This is a genomic window from Streptomyces sp. NPDC055955 (assembly GCF_042270245.1).
GTDB lineage: Bacteria > Actinomycetota > Actinomycetes > Streptomycetales > Streptomycetaceae > Streptomyces.
The window spans coordinates 173,138-190,802 of the sequence record NZ_JBHJYS010000022.1; the positions used below are offsets into that span (position 1 = coordinate 173,138).

The 17,665-nt window shown below is 70.2% G+C and carries 15 protein-coding genes; 7 read left to right on the forward strand and 8 right to left on the reverse strand.

Annotation, left to right across the window (positions count from 1 at the left end; all coding sequences use genetic code 11):
* Positions 1 to 303: 303 nt before the first annotated feature.
* From ACFC96_RS35010 to ACFC96_RS35025, 4 genes are all read left to right on the forward strand, one after another.
* The gene (locus ACFC96_RS35010) at positions 304 to 1,542 is read left to right on the forward strand and encodes a hypothetical protein (RefSeq protein WP_376616001.1); all 1,239 of its coding nucleotides are present in this window, start codon (positions 304 to 306) and stop codon (positions 1,540 to 1,542) included.
* A 177-nt stretch (positions 1,543 to 1,719) separates the two neighbouring features.
* A complete protein-coding gene (locus ACFC96_RS35015) occupies positions 1,720 to 2,226 on the forward strand; it encodes a hypothetical protein (protein ID WP_376260997.1) in 507 nt (168 codons plus the stop codon).
* Between the two features lie 288 nt (positions 2,227 to 2,514).
* Positions 2,515 to 3,213 carry an alpha/beta hydrolase gene (locus ACFC96_RS35020; protein ID WP_376616003.1) on the forward strand — a complete coding sequence of 233 codons (699 nt, stop codon included), beginning with the start codon at positions 2,515 to 2,517 and terminating at the stop codon, positions 3,211 to 3,213.
* 64 nt (positions 3,214 to 3,277) lie between these two features.
* Positions 3,278 to 3,916, forward strand: coding sequence for a GntR family transcriptional regulator (locus ACFC96_RS35025; RefSeq protein ID WP_340456778.1), 639 nt, complete (start codon positions 3,278 to 3,280; stop codon positions 3,914 to 3,916).
* Positions 3,917 to 4,171: 255 nt separating this feature from the next.
* Here ACFC96_RS35025 and ACFC96_RS35030 read toward each other — a convergent pair whose 3' ends face one another.
* The 6 genes from ACFC96_RS35030 to ACFC96_RS35055 all read right to left on the reverse strand — a co-directional run bounded on the left by ACFC96_RS35030 (position 4,172) and on the right by ACFC96_RS35055 (position 11,398).
* Entirely contained in the window at positions 4,172 to 5,383 is a 1,212-nt protein-coding gene (locus tag ACFC96_RS35030; protein WP_376616028.1) for an amidohydrolase, read from the reverse strand.
* Positions 5,384 to 5,456: 73 nt separating this feature from the next.
* Complete coding sequence (locus ACFC96_RS35035; RefSeq protein ID WP_376616005.1) at positions 5,457 to 6,458, reverse strand: ABC transporter ATP-binding protein; 1,002 nt, start codon at positions 6,456 to 6,458, stop codon at positions 5,457 to 5,459.
* The gene (locus ACFC96_RS35040) at positions 6,455 to 7,468 is read right to left on the reverse strand and encodes an ABC transporter ATP-binding protein (RefSeq protein ID WP_376616007.1); all 1,014 of its coding nucleotides are present in this window, start codon (positions 7,466 to 7,468) and stop codon (positions 6,455 to 6,457) included. The genes ACFC96_RS35035 and ACFC96_RS35040 overlap by 4 nt, the downstream gene beginning before the upstream one ends.
* On the reverse strand, positions 7,468 to 8,469 hold the full coding sequence (locus ACFC96_RS35045) for an ABC transporter permease (RefSeq protein WP_340456781.1): 1,002 nt from the start codon (positions 8,467 to 8,469) through the stop codon (positions 7,468 to 7,470). The genes ACFC96_RS35040 and ACFC96_RS35045 overlap by 1 nt, the downstream gene beginning before the upstream one ends.
* 62 nt (positions 8,470 to 8,531) lie before the next feature.
* Positions 8,532 to 10,250 (reverse strand): ABC transporter substrate-binding protein, encoded by a 1,719-nt coding sequence (locus ACFC96_RS35050; RefSeq protein WP_376616009.1) that lies wholly within the window; start codon positions 10,248 to 10,250, stop codon positions 8,532 to 8,534.
* 140 nt (positions 10,251 to 10,390) lie between these two features.
* On the reverse strand, positions 10,391 to 11,398 hold the full coding sequence (locus tag ACFC96_RS35055; RefSeq protein WP_376616030.1) for an ABC transporter permease: 1,008 nt from the start codon (positions 11,396 to 11,398) through the stop codon (positions 10,391 to 10,393).
* Between the two features lie 343 nt (positions 11,399 to 11,741).
* Between ACFC96_RS35055 and ACFC96_RS35060 the strand changes: the two genes are divergently transcribed.
* Positions 11,742 to 13,214, forward strand: coding sequence for a chlorohydrolase family protein (locus ACFC96_RS35060; protein ID WP_376616011.1), 1,473 nt, complete (start codon positions 11,742 to 11,744; stop codon positions 13,212 to 13,214).
* A 227-nt stretch (positions 13,215 to 13,441) separates the two neighbouring features.
* Positions 13,442 to 14,197 carry a dienelactone hydrolase family protein gene (locus tag ACFC96_RS35065; RefSeq protein ID WP_376616013.1) on the forward strand — a complete coding sequence of 252 codons (756 nt, stop codon included), beginning with the start codon at positions 13,442 to 13,444 and terminating at the stop codon, positions 14,195 to 14,197.
* Positions 14,198 to 14,622: 425 nt separating this feature from the next.
* On the opposite strand, the gene ACFC96_RS35070 is transcribed toward ACFC96_RS35065, so the two are convergent.
* On the reverse strand, positions 14,623 to 15,663 hold the full coding sequence (locus ACFC96_RS35070) for a GlxA family transcriptional regulator (RefSeq protein WP_376616015.1): 1,041 nt from the start codon (positions 15,661 to 15,663) through the stop codon (positions 14,623 to 14,625).
* Positions 15,664 to 15,732: 69 nt separating this feature from the next.
* On the opposite strand from ACFC96_RS35070, the gene ACFC96_RS35075 reads away from it, so the two are divergent.
* Positions 15,733 to 16,722: an NADP-dependent oxidoreductase gene (locus tag ACFC96_RS35075; protein ID WP_376616017.1), complete on the forward strand. Its 990-nt coding sequence runs from the start codon at positions 15,733 to 15,735 to the stop codon at positions 16,720 to 16,722.
* 17 nt (positions 16,723 to 16,739) lie between these two features.
* On the opposite strand, the gene ACFC96_RS35080 is transcribed toward ACFC96_RS35075, so the two are convergent.
* Positions 16,740 to 17,543, reverse strand: a complete 804-nt coding sequence (locus ACFC96_RS35080; RefSeq protein ID WP_376616019.1) for a VOC family protein — start codon at positions 17,541 to 17,543, stop codon at positions 16,740 to 16,742.
* Between the last annotated feature and the right edge of the window lie 122 nt (positions 17,544 to 17,665).

Below are 17,665 nucleotides of genomic sequence, written 5' to 3' on the forward strand. Positions count from 1 at the left end.
GTGGCTCCCGGCAGCGCGGTGCGGGGCGTGGCTCCCGTGCCGGTGACTCGACGCGCAGGCGGCGGACGGCGTACAGCGAGCAGTCCAGGGCCTGGTCAGGGCCGTACGCCTCAGGAAAGAATCCCTGATCCTCGCCGGGAAGTCGTTGGCGCTCAGTCCACGGATGCCTTGGCTGTGAGTCGACATGGGCCCGGGCACGACGGCCGCATCCACCTGCCGACTCCGTGATCCAGGTGAGTAGGATTCCCGGCACCCACCTCGAAGGGTGAGGCACAGGGCAGGGCTTCGGGCAGCGAGGGCCATATGAGAACCGGGATCGGTGACTTCGTCCGGGCGGGTGTGTGCCTGCTGCTGGCAGTCGTGCTGCTCGGGGTGGCCTGGCCGCTGTGGCGGACCGCGCAACAGGCACGACAGGACGACGTCGACTTCTCCAAGGTGGCCGTCGTCGAGAACGGTCGTCCCACCGGTCAGTTGAAGACGTGCGGAGACCTCAACCGCAAGCCGTACTGCCTGCAGCGCGAACGCGTCGCCGTGCGGGACTCCACCTACACGACCAAACGCTCCAGCACCAAGTACACCCTGGAACTGACCCGGGCCGACCACCACCGCACGATGGAACTCACCTACAGCGACACCCGCTCCCCCGACGAACGGGACTCGGTGTACGGGCGGGCACAGGCCGGTGAGCCGGTGACGCTGTTCTGGTGGCGCGGTTCGGTACGCATGATCCAAGCCGGGAAGGACAGCGGCGACGACAGGTCCGTCGTATCCACCAGCCACTACCCCGGACGGCTCTTCACCGCGCCCGCGGCCCTGACCTCCGTCCTGTGGGGGCTCGGACTCGGGCCGCTGTGGGCGGCGATGTGGCTGCTGCTGCGCGGTCGGCGCAACCCGCTGACGATGGCGTGGCAGTGGCTCGCACCCGTACTCGCCCTGGCCACCGCGGGTGGCGTCGGGGCAGTGGCGGCATTGGCCGAACCCCGGCCCCGGACGGTGGTGCTGAGCTTCGCGGTGGCGGCCGTGACCCTCCTGGTCCCCGCTCTGCTCCGGCTGCGCCGGTGGACGCGGAACCGGCTGCCGCGCAAGTGCGACGTCGAGCCGGTTCAGCCGGTCGAAGTGCACCCGGTGGACGGCCGTGTCTCCGGCACCGGCCCATGGAAACTCGGCATCAAGGGCCCGCTGTACGTCGGCCCGAACGTCATCGGCACGACCCCCGACCCGGCCGCGAAGGTGGCGCTGAAGCCGCTGCCGGGCCCGCTGCGGGTGCTCGCCGTACGGCCGCCCTACCGCAGCGACCCGCGCACAGTACGCCGGTACTCGATCCAGCCCTACCTGGACGAAGAGGCACGCGCGCGTAGAGCGGAGCAGCAGCGTTGGTACACGTCCCGCGGGCAACAGAGCGAGCCGACCCACCCCCTCGTCGCGGTCTGCGAGGTCATCGACGGCCCGGGCCGCGGCTCCCAGGTACTCATAGGCGCGCCGGAACAGGACATGCCGGAGGTACTGGGCGCCATTGCCGCCCATGCGCGGCGATGGCAGTGAGCCGGGCCGTGCCTGCCGCGAGCCGCTCGGGCAGGTCACCGTCACGCGCAAGGGAGTGGGACTTCGCGGGCCACACGACCACGAGGTCACAAATTAATCACCTGCCGTTCATACTTCCTTCACATATGCCGCCGGCGTAATAGCGTCGTCCCACCTGTAGCACCTCAGGGGGACACGATGACCAACGCATACACAACGCCGCCCGCGCCGCGCCCGGTTGACGCCCGACCTCTGCGGAAGCGCAAGAGGGTGTGGCTGGGCGGATCAGGTCTGCTTCTCACCGGCGCACTCATAGTGGGCGCCGGGAACGGCGATCAGCAGCCCGTCGCCGCCGAGGCCAAGCCCGCGCCGACCGTCACCGCCACGGTGACCGCCACGCCGGAGCCCGCGCCGACCGTCACCGAGACCGTCAAGGCCAAGGCGAAGCCGCGCCCCACCGTCACGGTCACCAGGACCGCCAGGCCTGCCGCGGACACCGGCAGCGACACCGGAAGCGACACGGGCAGCGGAAGCGGCAGCCAGGACGCCACCGGCACCTGCTCGATCGTCTCCAACGCGGGCAACTGCTACTCGGCCGGGCAGTTCTGCCGCAACAGCGATCACGGCGCCGTCACCACCAACGCGGCCGGCACGCGCATCACCTGCGTGTACAGCTCCAACGCCTGGCGCTGGAAGTACGCCTGACGGTCAGTCATCTCACGCCTCCGGCGGGCCCCGGTGCCCGCGTTCGATCGAGGGGACCGAAGGTCGCAGGTCGGGGCTTCGGTCTCCCTCGCGGAAGTCGCCGGGGAGGCGGTCCCACGGCCCCCATGCCGTACGGCGCGACGAGCAGGTCGCCGTGCCGTGTCCGCGGCGCGTCGACAACCCGCGCGGGGACAAGCTCTGCGTCGCCGGCGCACCGGGCCGGCACGCAGTCTTCTGCTCTCGGCCAAGACCCCACGTCCCGCGTCGCGTGAGCGGCAGAATCGTCGCATGCAGCAGCCGGTCTTCGTTCTCGTACACAGCCCCTCCGTGGGTCCCTCGACCTGGCACCCTGTAGCCGAGCAGCTCAAGGCGAGGGGTCACCACGTGCGCGTCCCCTCTCTCCTGCACGTCGGCGCGGGCGCCCCGCCCTTCTGGCCCCGCGTCGTCAGCGCCGTCCGTGACGACCTCCGGCACGTTCCGGACGACAACCCCCTCACGTTGGTGGCACACAGCAACGCCGGCCTGTTCCTCCCCGTGATCCGCGCGGGGCTCGACCGTCCGGTGAGCGGCTCGGTCTTCGTCGATGCCGCGCTGCCCGCCCGTAACGGACCGACTCCCGTCGCGCCACCCGAGTTGCTGGAGTACCTCACCCCCATGGCCGTGAACGGCACCCTGCCACGATGGACCGACTGGTGGGACGAGGCCGACGTGGCACCCATGTTCTCCGATCCGGCGGTGCGTCGGACCGTCGTCGAGGAACAGCCCACTCTGCCGCTGTCCTACTACGAGCAGCACATCCCGGTCCCGGACGGGTGGGACGACCACCCGTGCTCGTACCTGCTCTTCGCCCCGCAGTACGAGGATGTCGCCGCCGAAGCGCGCGAGCGCGGCCTCCGCGTGGCACACCTGCCGGGCGAACACCTCCACCAGATCGTCGACCCCGAAGCCACGGCACAGCACCTCATCGAGCTCGCCCGCACACCTTGATGTGCCGGGCCGCCTCACCGCGACCGCACACCGAACGGTTCCGTTCCCGTGCGAGACTCGGGGTATGGCAGGTACAGGGGAGTTCGAGCCGGAGTCCGAGCGGGTGACACGGCAGCTCCGGGACGACATTCTCGACGGTGTACGCAAACCGGGCAGCAAGCTCGTCGAGCGCGAGCTGGCGGCGCAGATAGGGGTGAGCCGCGTACCCGTTCGCGATGCCCTGCGCGTGCTCGTCGCCGAAGGGCTGGTCACTCCACGACCGCGTACGTGGGCGGTCGTCAGGGAGTTCACACCTACGGACATCGCCGATCTGAACGAGGTCCGCGAGGCCCTTGAGGTGATGACGTTCCGTCTCGCCGCACAGCGGGGTGACCGCGCGGGCCTCGGGCGGCTCCGCTCGAACCTCGACGAGGAACTCGATGCCGCCAGGGCGGGCGACGCGGTGCGCGCCCGGCGCGCGGCAGCGGACTTCCACGAGACGGTGACGTCGATGGCGGCCAACGAGCTGCTGAGCGAACTCGAAGGTACGCTGCGCAGCCGGATGCGGTGGCTGCTGGGCCGGCACGACGACCTCCTCGCGATGGCGCTGGAGCACGAGGCCCTCTACACCGCTGTCGCGGACCGCGATGTGTCTCGCGTCGAGGAACTCGTCGTCGAGCACCTGGAGAACAGCCGGCGAGCCATCGCCGACAAGCGCCGCTGACCGCAGCCGCAGGGCCAGGTCCGGACGACCCGGCGCCCGCGGCTCGGACCACGTGCCGTGCCCGGGGGATCTCCTGTCGGCCTGACGTCGCTGCCCGTCCTACCCGCATCCCGGTCGACGACCACGGAGTCCCGCAACGTCGGTGATCACGCGGGCGCGAGCCGCGCATCAGCCCTCCCCCGGCGACCCCGATCGCCGTCGGAGACATGGGGAGGGCTGTCGCGCAGGCTTCGACCGCAGGCCCGAGGGCTCGGATCAGCCGCGCACCAGCGCCAGTTGGTCGGCGACGACCACCCCGTCGTGCAGGACGGTGCGATCCGTGCCGCGGTCCATCACCGCGCTCGACGGTGTCTCGCCGTCGACAAGGAGCAGGTCGGCGCGGTCACCGACCGCAAGGCCGGGCCGGTCGCCGACCCCGGCGAGGCGGGCGACGTCGTGGCTCATGATCGAGGCCCCGCCCATCGTGGCGACCGCCAGGGACATCTCGATCAGCTCGTCACGGCGGAAGTTGTTGGTGAAGGCCAGCTGCCAGGTGCGATCGAGCATGTCGCAGTTGCCGTACGGGCTCCAGTAGTCGCGCTGGCCGTCCTCGCCCAGGCCCACGCGGACCCCCGCCTCCGTCAGGTCCACCAGCGACAGCTGCCCGCGGGCCGAGGGCGCCACGGTGGCCATCGCGATGTCGAGCTCGGCGAACTCGTCGATGATGCGGCGGCTCACCGACTCGGAGACCGAGCCCAGTTCGTAGGCGTGGGACATCGTGACCTTGCCCTGCATGCCCAGGGCCCGGGTGCGCTCGAGAATCAGGTCGGTGGAGAACACGCCCAGCTCGCCGGGCTCGTGCAGGTGGATGTCCACCTCGACCTGGTACTTCTCGGCCAGCCCGAACACGACGTCCAGGTGCCCCTTGGGGTCCCGGTCCAGGGTGCAGGGATCGATGCCGCCCATCACGTCGGCGCCCGCCTTCAGCGAGGCCTCCAGGTATTCGGCGGTGCCCTTCTCGCGGAGGATGCCCGCCTGAGGGAACGTCATGATCTGGACCTCGGCCTGACCGGCGAACTTCTCCTTCGCGGCCACCACCGCCTCGAACTTCTCCAGCTTGCAGTCCACGTCGACCTGGGCGTACGACCGCACGCGGGTGGTGCCGCGCGCGATCATCCGCTCCAGGGTGCCGGCCACCCGCTCCGCCAGGGGGACCTCCGCGGAGCGCCAGTTCTCCCGGTCGTTCATCGTCATCGTCCACACGCCCGGACCACCGGTGTGCGGCCGGAACGGCAGGCCGATCCGGGTCGAGTCCAGGTGCACGTGCACGTCGCTGAACGACGGGAGCAGCAGCCGGCCGCGGCCGTCCACCACGTCATCGGACGGCTGCGCTGCCGGGTCGTGCGGGCGGATCGCCGCGATGCGGTCGCCGGACAGGACGACGTCGCTGCGCTCGCCACCCCACGGACGGACGTCACGGATCAACACTGCTGTCACCTCTCTGCTGTGCCTGGTGGTGCTCTGGTGCGCGGTACTGCTGTTCATGTGGACAGAAACCTGATTATCGGGCCGTCGTGGCCGGCGCCTCGGCCGCGACGTCGGCATGGTGGCAGGCGATGTCGCCGCTCGGCACGCTCTCCGTGCACAACTGGCGCCGCTGTGGGTCCAGTTGTATGTGCACGGGGCACCGGGACTGGAACACGCAGCCGCGCGGCGGGTCGGCCGGGCTGGGCAGATCGCCCTTCAGCCGGATCCGCCCGCTGCGGTCCGCCGCCGGGTCGGGCTGCGGTACGGCGGACAGGAGCGCCCGTGTGTAGGGATGTTCCGGGGCGCCGAAGACCCGGGGGGTGTCGCCGTATTCCATGATCTTGCCGAGGTACATCACCGCGATGCGGTCGGCGAAGTGCTGGACCACGGACAGGTCGTGGGCGATGAAGAGATAGGCCACCCCGGTGTCCCGCTGGATGTCCTCGAGGAGGTTGATGACCTGCGCCTGTACCGACACGTCCAGTGCGGACACCGGTTCGTCGCAGATGATGAGTTGCGGGTCGAGGGCGAGCGCCCTGGCGATGCCCACGCGCTGCTTCTGGCCGCCGGAGAACTCGTGCGGGAAGCGGTTGTAATGGTCGGGGCGCAGCCCCACCCGGTCCATCAGGTCCCGCACCTTGGCCTTGACGCCGCCGGCCGGGGTGATCCGCTGGGCGAGGAGCGGTGCGGCGATCGCGCTGCCCACGGACTGGCGGGGATTCAGCGACGACGACGGGTTCTGGAACACCATCTGCACCCGGCGCCGGTACTCCTGCAGTTCCGACGAACGCAGCTCGGCGATCTCCCGGCCGTCGAGCCGGACGCTCCCGGACGTCGGCTCCAGGAGGCGCATGAGCAGACGGCCGGTGGTCGACTTGCCACAGCCGGACTCCCCCACCAGGCCGAGGGTCTGCCCGGCGTCGACGGAGAAGCTGACGCCGTCCACGGCCTTGATCGCACCGCCGCCGGGCCGCAAGCCACGGGAGCGGGTCGGGAAGTGCTTGGTCAGGTCGGTGACCTCCAGCAGCGGCGTCATCGGGCCACCTCTCCGGTCGGTTGCGGCGTCTCGAGGTGGCACCGCGACGGGTGCCCGTCGAGGCCGGTCAGTGCCGGGCGGCGCGTACCGCAGGCGTCGTCGGGCACCAGGTGTGTCTTCGGGCAGCGGTCGGCGAAGAGGCAACCGTCGGGCAGCGCCAGCAGCGACGGCGGGAAGCCCGGGATGGGGCTGAGCCGTTCGGAGCGCTGTGCCAGTGACGGCATCGAGGCGAGGAGACCCTGGGTGTAGGGGTGTCGTGGGTCCTTGAAGAGGTTCGCGACGGTCGCCTGCTCCACGCACTCCCCGCCGTACATCACCACCACCTGGTGACACACCTCGGCGACCACGCCGAGGTCGTGGGTCACCAGGATCACGGAGGTGCCGGTCTCGTCCTGCAGCTCGTTGAGCAGGTCGAGGATCTGGGCCTGCACGGTGACGTCGAGGGCGGTGGTGGGTTCGTCGGCGATCAGGAGCTCGGGTTCGCAGACGAGCGCCATGGCGATCATCGCGCGCTGGCGCATGCCGCCCGAGAACTCGTGCGGGTAGGCGGCGTAGCGGCGCTTGGGGTCGGGGATCCCGACGCGGCCGAGCATGTCGACGGCGACCCGCGCCGCGGCCTTCTTGGAGACGTCGTTGTGCACCCGGTAGGCCTCGGCGATCTGTGCGCCGACGGGGTAGAAGGGGTGCATGGCCGACAGCGGGTCCTGGAAGATCATCGCGATCTTCTTGCCGCGGTAGGCGCGCATCTGCGTCTCCGTGAGCGCGTTGAGATCCTGTCCGTCGAGGAGGATCTGCCCGCTGACGGCGGCCGTGGTGTCCTTGAGCAGGCCCATCAGCGCCTGGCTCGTGACGGTCTTGCCGGAGCCGGATTCGCCGACGATTCCGACGGTTTCCCCGCGCGCCAGGGTCAGGTCCATCCCGTTGACGGCGTGCACCACACCGTCGTCGGTCGGGAAGCTCACCCGTAGATCGCGGATGGCCAGCATGGGCGCGGCTTCGGGCGTGGTCATCAGGCGACCCTCACTCGCGGGTCGATCACCGCGTAGGCGATGTCGACCAGGACGTTGGCGACAATGATGAAGAACGCGGCCATCATGGTGATGGCCATGGTGACCGGCAGGTCACCGGACTGGGCGGCGTGCACCGCGGTGAATCCGACACCCGGCACCGAGAAGATCTGCTCGGTGAGTACGGCTCCGCCCAACAGGCTGCCGATGTCGAGGCCGAGCATGGTGACGACCGGAGTGATGCCGGCCCGCGCGCCGTGCTTGAACACGATGTTCCGCCGGGACAGTCCCTTCGCGCGGGCGGTGCGCATGAAGTCCTCCCCGAAGGTCTCCAGCATGTTGCTCCGGGTGACCCGGATGTACTGCGCGCTGAACAGCACGGCCAGCGCCACCCACGGCAGCAGGTAGTTCAGGAGCCAGCCGCCGGGACCCGCCGCGTCGAACGGCGTGGCTATCTCGTTGGTGGTGAACGGCAGCAGGTGCAGCGTGCTGACGAACAGGAGCAGCAGCAACAGGCCCGTCACCGGAATGGGCAGCGATACGCCGACGGAGGCGCCCCCGACGATCAGCTTGTCGGCGAACCGGCCCTTGCGGAGCGCCGCGAGCAGGCCGAGGCCGACACCGGCGATGGTCCACAGCACGATCGCACCGCTCGCCACCGACAGTGTGTACGGCAGGGCCCGGCCGATGATCGTGGTGACGTCTTCGTTGGTCTGGAACGACTTGCCCAGGCACGGCCAGTTGCACAGGGTCTCGGCGCCGGGCGCGCCGACGGTGTGGCTGCTCACCAGCCCCGACATGTACGTGAAGTACTGGGTGAGGAACGGCTTGTCCATCCCGAGCGCGATCCGGGCCTCGGCGATGCGCTGCGGTGTGCACTCCTGGCCGCAGGCCGCCGCGGCCGGGTCCGCCGGGCCGAGCTGGAACAGACTGAACGTCACGAAGCTGATGACAAACAAGAGCACGATCATCGCGACGAAGCGCCGCATCAGGAAGCTGGTCATGGGTGCGACCTGCCGGCTCGGGATGAACTCACCGTTCGACTACCTCTCTTGTGCGGCGTGCGTCAGTGCTCGGTGCCGACGGTCGACAGGTCGATGGCCCCGAAGAAGTAGCCCATCTGGGCGCCTCGGACCTTGGAGCCGACCACGCTGCTGGTGTAGCTGCGCACCAGCGGGACAAGCGGGTAGGCCTGCATGGTTCGGTCGAAGAGGGTGGCCCACTTCTTGCCCAGTTCCTCGCTGGTGCCGTTGGTGCCGCGGAGCTCGTACATGGCGCGGGCGATCTTCGGGTCGTGGAAGCGCGGGATGTTGGAGAAGCCGTAGGTCTTGCCGTCCAGGCTCGGCCCCACGTTCGGGTCGACGGTGGTGCGCACCGAACCGCTGTCCGCGCCGCCGCACCAGCCGCTGCGGGCGATGTCCGGCATCTGGTCACCGGCCAGCACGGTGTAGTAGTTGGCGGCCGGGATCGGGCGCAGTTGCAGGTCGATGCCGAGCTTCTTGAAGTTCTGCTGGAGCACGGTGCCGACGTTCTTGTAGCGGGCGTTGGTGTCCGCGTATCCGTAGACCAGCTTCTTGGGGAACTTCTTGCCCTTGAGGAGCTTCTTGGCCTCGTCCAGCTTCGGCTTGCCCGCGGGGTCCAGGTCGGTGTGCTGGGTGACGTAACCGCGCTGGGCGGGGTTGATGTACGACTGGGCCACCTTGCCGAAGCGTGCGCCGCCGTACTGGACCTGGATGGAGCCGCGGTCGATGGAGAGTGCCATCGCCTTGCGGACGTCGGGGTCCTTGATGGTCTCGGTGTTGAAGTTGAGCACGTCCGTGCAGCCCAGCAGACCGGCCGCGGTGCGCTTCTTGACCTTGGGGTCGTTGAGCTTGGCCGCGTCGGACGCCTGCAGTCCGCCGTTGCTGTCCAGCGTGATCGCCGTCGGGTCCGAGTCGGCGAGCAACTGCTGGCTGATGGTGGCCTGGGCGGTGGACAGCGTGAAGGTGAACGTGTCGGGCAGAGCGGGCCTGTTGGGATCGGTGGCCGGGTCCCACTGGTCGTTGCGCACGAGCTTCATCGAGCGTCCGCGGTCGTACGACTTGATCTTGTACGGGCCCGAGGAGACCGGGTGATTGGTGTAGTCGAGTTTGGTGTCCTTGTCCTTCGGCACCGGCGCCGTGTTCGACCGCGACACCAGCGCGGGGAACTCGGCGAACGGCTGCTTGAGGTGGAAGACGATGGTGTGCTCGTCCGGGGTGTCGATCGCCTTGAAGTCGCCGCCGGCGTACGGGCCCTTGTAGCCGTCGTCGGCCAGGGCCGAGTTCAGCTCCTGCGGTGCCTGGGTGTAGACGTCGCGGGCATAGGTGCGCTCGACGCCGTACTTGATGGCCTTGCTGGTGATCGGTGTGCCGTCCTCGAACTTCAGCCCCTTCTTGAGGGTGTACGTCCAGGTGAGGCCGTCGGCCGAGGCCTTGCCCAGGTCGGTGGCCAGATCCGGCACGATGGTCGGCGGCCGGCCTGCGGTCTCCTTGGCCATGGTCAGGGTGCGGTAGTACAGCTGCCCGACGTTGGCGGTCTGGACATAGTTGCTGTTGCCGGGGTCCAGGGTCTGGAAGTCGGAGGACATCAGGACGTTGATGTTCCCGCCCTTGGTGGCGTAGCCCTTCCCGACCGTCACGGGCGCGTAGGCGTCCGCCTCGGCGCCGGCCCTGTCACCGGGTGTGGGCTTGGGGCCGCCGCACGCGGTGAGGGCCATCCCGGCACTCACCGTCAGGGCGAGCGCCGCCTTGGTGCTTCTGTTCACTGCATCTCCTTGCGGACGGGAAAGGGACGGCGCACGTCATGGGCCGATCCGAGGTGGAGCAAAAAAGGATGAGAGGGGGACAAGGACTCAGAGGTGAGGCAGAGGCTCTGAGGTGAGGCAAGAGCCCAGAGGTGGGTGGATCAGTTTCGGGAGGACTTGGGGTCGAGGGCGTCCCTGACCGCGTCGCCGAGCAGGTTGAAGGCGAGCACGGTGATCACCAGTGCGCCGGCCGGGACGGCCAGGAACCACGGGTCGGAGAGGTACCAGTTCCCCGACTGGGCCGCGTTGAGCATCTGGCCCCAGGAGGGCGTGGGGTCCTTGACCCCGACGCCGAGGAACGAGAGGGCCGCCTCCGCGGTGATGTTGGTGGGGATCATCATGGTCGCGTAGACCAGCACGACCCCCATGACGTTCGGGATGATCTGCCGGAAGATGATGCTCCGGTGGGAGGCACCATAGGCCTGCGCGGCCTCGACGAACTCCTGCTGCCGGATCGAGAGGACCTGGCCACGCACGACTCTCGCCAGGTACGCCCAGCCGAAGAAGCCGAGGATGATCACCAGTGAGGCGATCGGCACCAGGCTGCCCGAGTCGAGGGAGGTGCCCCGCAGCCGCGACTGGAGGATCGGGGTCAGCGACAGGACGAGCAGCAGGTGCGGGAAGGCCAGGAAAAGGTCCATCACGCGGCTGATCACCATGTCGACCTTGCCGCCGAAGTATCCGGCGGCCGCGCCGAGCACGGTGCCGAGGACCACCGACACCACCGTCGACAGCAGCGCGATGGTGAGGGAGATCCGCGCGCCGTAGGCCATGCGGGCGAAGATGTCGCGCCCGAGCCCTGGTTCGAGACCGAGCCAGTGCTCGCCGGAAGGGAAGCGGTAGTACGACAGCGGCAGGCCCGGTGTGCCGAAGTCGTCCAGGAACTCGGGCCCGGTCCGGGCAGTGAACGGGTCGGAGCCCTCGATGGCCACCAACACCGGAGCCAGGACGGCGAACAGCAGCATCGAGGCCACCACGATCAGCGCGGCGACGGCGATCCGGCTGCGCCTGATGCGAAGCCATGCCGTGCCGAGCAGCGACCGCGCGGTGGCGATCTCGGCGGTCGTCTGACGCTCGGTGGGTGCGGCCTCGGACTCCGGTGGAGGCAGGGTGGCCACCTGCCCTTCGGAGGGCTCCGGAGCGCCGGCTCGGCGCGTCGGACTCGTCGACTCTTGCGGATCCGGCACGTCGATCCTTCGGTGCTCGGGGGTGTGGGTGGCCGGAACGGTATACCAAGAATCACGGTTTCCACCAGGGTGATGTGACATCCGGTGCAGCACCGTTGCGCAGACCGCAAATCAGTCTTACTTCCCTAGTCATCGACGGGTTATGGTCATGCGGAACGTGACGCGAGCCCGGCGCCGGCAGCCTGTGCGAGGGCGTGGCGCAGCTGCCCGAACCCGCGGATTTCGGCGGCCGATTCGCCTAGTTGGTGTACCAAATCTGAGAGGGATGACGATGAGAACCCTGGTGACCGCTTCCTGGGTGATCGCCCACGACGGAAGCTCGCACGTGGAGATCTCCGACGGAGCCGTGCTGATCGACGGCGACACGATCGTCGACGTGGGCGCGCGCGGCGAACTCGCCCGCCACCGGGTCGACGAACACCTCGACCTCGGTGACGCGGTGATCACTCCCGGCCTCATCGACCTCGATGCCCTCACCGACATCGACCACCTGATCCTGGACTCGTGGGCGTCCCCGGACCTGTCCTCGGGCTTCACCTGGTCGACGGACTACTTCGCCGCGCCCCGGGCGGTGTTCGACGCGGCGCAACGGCGCACGGTGCGCGAGTACGCGCTGACCCAACTCGCCCTGCACGGCGTCACCAGCTACATGCCGATCGCCTCCGAGGTGCACAGCGACTGGGCCGAGACGTTCGAGGACTTCGTGGCCATGGCCGAGGTGTCCACCAAACTGGGTCTCCGCGCCTTCCTCGGCCCGTCGTTCCGGTCCGGCGTCAACGTGATCGGCGCGGACGGAAAGCGCACGGTGCGGTTCGACGAGGAGGCGGGACGGCGCGGCCTCGCCGACGCGCTGCGCTTCCTGGACCACACCGCACAGCTGGCCGACCCACTGCTGACCGGGGTCCTGCTCCCCTGCCGGATCGAGACACTCACCCCGGACCTCCTGCGCGACGTCGCCCGGGCCGCGCACGAACGCGGCGCGCTGGTACGCCTGCACGCCCTGCAGGGCATGTCCGAACGCGACTTCGTCCAGCGCACCTACGGGCGTACGCCGCTTCAACTCATCGCCGAATCAGGGCTGTTGTCGGACCGGCTGATCGTTCCGCACGGAGTGGTCCTGGACGTACACCCGGAAGTGCTCGGGGCCGACACCGGAGATGTCGCGGTGCTCGCCGACGCAGGTGTGTCGATCGTGCACTGCCCGCTGACCAACGCGCGGTACGCCCACAACCTGCACACGTTCGGCGGCTACCGGGCGCAGGGAGTGAACCTGTGTCTCGGCACGGACTCCTTCCCGCCGGACCTGATCCGGGGCATCGACGTCGGCACCCAGGTCGCCAAGATCCAGGCCGGCGACCTGGGTCAGGGCCACCTCGCCGGCTACTTCGAAGCGCTCTGGACCGGTGGCGCGAACGCACTGCACCGGCCGGACCTCGGCCGCTTGGCCGCGGGGGCCACCGCCGACCTCGCGGCGTTCGCCCTCGACGACTTCCGCATGGGCGTCACCGAGGATCCGCTGCGCACCCTCGTGCTCAACGGCACCGCACGCGACGCGGTCCTGACGATGGTCGCGGGCAAGGTCGTCATGCGCGACGGCTCGATCCCCGGCGTCGACCTCCCCGCCCTGAGGCGCGCCGGGCAGGAGCTGTTCGACGTGATGCGTGCGGCGTACCCGGAGCGGGACCACCGCCGACGCCCGGTGGACGAACTCTTCCCCCCGGTGTTTCCGCGGGGGTAGTGGACACGCGCTCCCCCGTCGATATTCGCCGACGGGGCACGCGGCCTCCCGGTGGAGTGGGGGGATGGACGGGGCCACGTACCGGATCGTGCTGCCGAGTCGCCCCCTGCCGAGGCACACCCAAGTGATCGGCCCCGGCCCGGACTTGTACGTCCTATGGGGCAACGACCGGTGCCGACCCGGCCCGGAGGACATTCCCCACAAGACTCCCTGACAGACTGCACGCCATGACCGCCACACGCAGTACGACCGTCGAGATCCCCACCGGGGACGGCACCGCCGACGCCTATCTCTCCCACCCCGACGACGACGCCGCCCATCCGGCCGTCCTCCTCTACATGGACGCCTTCGGGCTGCGCCCTCATCTGCGGGCGATGGCCGACCGGCTCGCCGCGGCCGGGTACACCGTGCTCGTCCCCAACGTGTTCTACCGCCACGGCCCGGCGCCGGTCGTGGCCCTGCCCGACTTCATCACCGACGCCGAACGGCCGGCGCTGTTCGAGCAGATCGTCCCCCTCATGGGCGACCTGACCGCGGACGCGGTGGCACGCGACTCCGCCGCCTATCTGTCCTGGCTGGCCGACTGCCCCTCGGCGGCCCCCGGACCCGTCGGCGTCACCGGTTACTGCCTGGGCGCCCGCCTGGCCGTGCTCACCGCGGGCAGCCACCCCGAGAGGGTCGCTGCCGCGGCCGGCTTCCACGGCGCGGGTCTGGCCACCGACGAGCCCACGAGCCCCCACCTCCTCGCCGGCCGAATCACCGCGGAGCTCTGCTTCGGTCACGCCGACCAGGACCCGTCCATGCCGCCCGAGCAGATCGAACGCCTCGACAAGGCGCTCTCCGCCGCCGGCGTCCGACACCACTCCGAGGTGTACACGGGCGCCCATCACGGCTTCACCATGGCGGACACCAACCGCTTCGACGCCGAGGCCGCGGAACGGCACTGGGATGCTCTCCTCGACCTGCTGGACCGCAACCTCTGATTCCGCGTCGAGCGACTGGCGCCTTCAGGCCGCGACCGTCCTGCGCCGCGCGTGACCTCCGCGAACTCGGCGCGCAGCGCCGCGAAGCGGGGGTCTGCGCGCGGTGCGGCAACGTCCGTGTGCGTCTCGCACGGGAGCGGGATCGACACCGCGTCGATCACACGGCCGTGGGCCGCCGCCCTGACGAGGACGCGGGAGCCGAGCAGGGCGCCTCGGCGGAGTACGTGACGAACAGGACGGTTGTCCCCATGCGCGCGGCAAGGGGCCTCACCTTCTCCTGGTTCCGCACCCCGATCCTGACGCCCCGCTGCCCCACGCAGCCCCCACGCCTCGCCCGCCGCTGCCCCACGCAGCCGCCACGCCTGACGCGCCGTCACCCGGCACGCCTGCCCCGCCGTCTTCCATGATCACGACCGCGCGCGACCTCACCCGGCCGACCGGACCGGCGCACCGGCGCGCTGCACCTGACGCGTCGCCTGGAACGTACGCCGGTACGCCAGCGGTGAGACGCCGATCGCGGCGTGCAGGTGCTGTCGCAGGGACGCGGCCGTGGCGAAGCCCACCTCACCGGCGATCCGGTCCACCGGCAGATCGCTGGACTCCAGCAGATGACGCGCCCTCGCAACCCGCTGCTGGGTGAGCCACCGACCGGGGCTCATCCCGGCCTCGTCGCGGAACCGGCGGGCGAACGTCCGCAGACTCATCTGCGCATGGTCCGCGAGCTCGGCCAGCGTCAGCGGCAGGTCGAGGTGGTCGAGCGCCCACTCCCGCGTGGCGGCCGTACCGGCGGCGGACGCCTCGGGGACGGGCTGCTGGATGTACTGCGCCTGCCCCCCTTCGCGCCAGGGCGGCACGACACACTTACGCGCCACATGGTTGGCCACGACGGCGCCGTGGTCCTGGCGTACGACGTGGAGGCAGACGTCCACACCGGCTCCGGCACCGGCCGAGGTGAGGATGTCGCCGTCCTCGACGAAGAGGACATCGGGGTCGAGCTTGACCTGCGGGAACAGGCGTCGGAACCGGTCGGCCAGGTACCAGTGCGTGGTCGCCCGGCGGCCGTCGAGCAGACCGGCCGCGGCGAGGACGAAGGCGCCGGTGCAGATGGACATGATGCGAGTGCCGGGCCGGATGTGCGCGAGCGCGTCGGCCACCGGGCCCGGGAGCACGGTCCCGTCGGGCGGGTACTCGTCGACCGGCGGGATCACCACGGTGTCGGCCTCGGCCAGCGCTTCGGGGCCGTGCTCGACGGTGATCAGGAAATCGGCGTCCGTGCGCACCGGGCCTCCGTCGACACTGCAGGTGCGGATCTCGTACCGGCCGTCCGCGGCGCCGAAGATCCGCCGCGGGATGCCCAGCTCGAACGGGTGCACCCCGTCGAGCGCGAGCACCACGACCCTGTGCGCACCGCCAGGACCGCCACCACCGACGCCGCTGTCACCCCTGCGATCGCTGCCACCACTCATGGCACGATCCTATCGAATGGTGGCAGTCATGCCATTTTCTCGGGCGGCCGGCCACGGCACGCTGGAGCCATGAGCACTTCAGAGACCACCGCACCCACCACGCCCGTCACACTCGCCGCACCCACCATGCGGGCCATCAGCCAGGACACCCTCGGCGGCCCCGAGGTACTCAAGGAGGTCGAGCGCGAGCGCCCGGCACCCGGACCGAGCGAGATCCTCGTCAGGGTGCATGCCGCAGGCGTCAACCCGACCGACTGGAAGCACCGGGCGCTCGGCATCTTCCTCGGCGAACCGCCGTTCGTCCTGGGCTGGGACGTGTCCGGCGTCGTCGAGGGGACGGGTCTCGGTGTGACCCTGTTCAAGCCCGGCGACGAGGTGTTCGGCATGCTGCCCTACCCGCACGGCGTGGGCTCGCACGCCGAGTACGTCACCGCGCCCGCCCGCGCTTTCGCGCGCAAGCCGTCCGAGGTCGACCACGTGCAGGCGGGCGCCGTTCCGCTCGCCGCGCTGACCGCCTGGCAGGCCCTGGTCGACACGGCGCAGGTGCAGCCGGGACAGCGCGTCCTGATCCATGCGGCCGCCGGCGGCGTCGGCCACCTCGCCGTGCAGATCGCCAAGGCGCGCGGCGCGTACGTGATCGGAACGGCCAGCGCGGCCAAGCACGACTTCGTGCGCGGTCTGGGTGCCGACGAGCTGATCGACTACCGGACGACCGACTTCACCGAGGCAGTCCGCGACGTGGACGTCGTCCTGGACACCATCGGAGGTGACTACCGCACCCGGTCCCTGCCCACGCTGCGCCCGGGCGGCCTGCTGGTCTCCATACTGCCGACCGGCACCACGGAGCTGGCCGAGCAGGCCGAGCGGCTCGGCGTACGGGGCGTGGAGATGCTCGTGGAGGCCGACCACGCCGGAATGAACGCGATCGCCGACCTCATCGCCAAGGGCACGCTCCGCGCGACGATCGCCGGCACCTTCCCGCTCGCCGAGGCCGCCAAGGCACACGAGCTGGGCGAGACCGGCCGCACGAGCGGCAAGCTGGTCCTCGTCGTGCGCTGATCACGTCCGCTCGTCCGTCAGCCCATGGTCGGGTCCCCCTTGATGAGGGCGAAGGTGGCGCCGAACGGGTCCTTCACCATCGCCAGGCGGCCGACGCCGGGCACGTCCATGGGCGGGAAGAGCGTCGTGGCGCCGCGCTCGGCGGCGGCCGCGTACGTCGCGTCGCAGTCCTCGACGCCGAAGTACGGGTGCCACTCGGCGCCGGACCCGGCGTCGAGGTTCTCCTGCTGGAGCTGCATGATGCCGCCGTGGCCCGCCTCGCCCACGTCCGCGGAACCGGCCGGGGCGACGACGGTGTACGGGGGGCCGCCGTCGCCCGTCGGCATGTCCTGGTACTGCCAGGAGAACACCTGGCGGTAGAAGTCCTTGGCCGCGCCGGCGTCGGTCGCGTAGAGCTCGGTCCAGCACAGCGCGTTGGGCTGCATGACCGTTTCGAGACCCTGGACGTCACCGGGCTGCCAGACCGCGAACTGCGCGCCGGCCGGATCCGTGAACGCGGCCATGCGCCCCGCCGTGAAGACATCGCCGGGCGGAACACGGACCGTGCCTCCGGCCGCCTCGACCGCCTTGGCGACACCGTCGGCGTCAGGGGTGCTGAAGTAGACGGTCCAAGAGGGAGAAGCGCCCTCCTCGGTCAGCGGACCGGCAGCGGCCACGCTCTTGCCGTCGAGGTGGAAGAAGCCGTAGCCGCCGCCTTCCGGCCCTGCGGACTGGAACGTCCAGCCGAACACTGCGCCGTAGAACGCGGCGGCCGCGTCCACGTCCGGCACACCGAGGTCGAGCCAGTTCGGCGCGCCCGGTACGTACGTCGTCGAAAGCATGATCACGCCTTTCGTGTACTGACGAATCCCGACGCAGGACAGCCTGGCAGCCCGCACTGACAATCGCCGTCCGGGACACGGTCGGGGGGGGGGGGGGGGGGGGGCCGCGCCCCCCCCCCGGC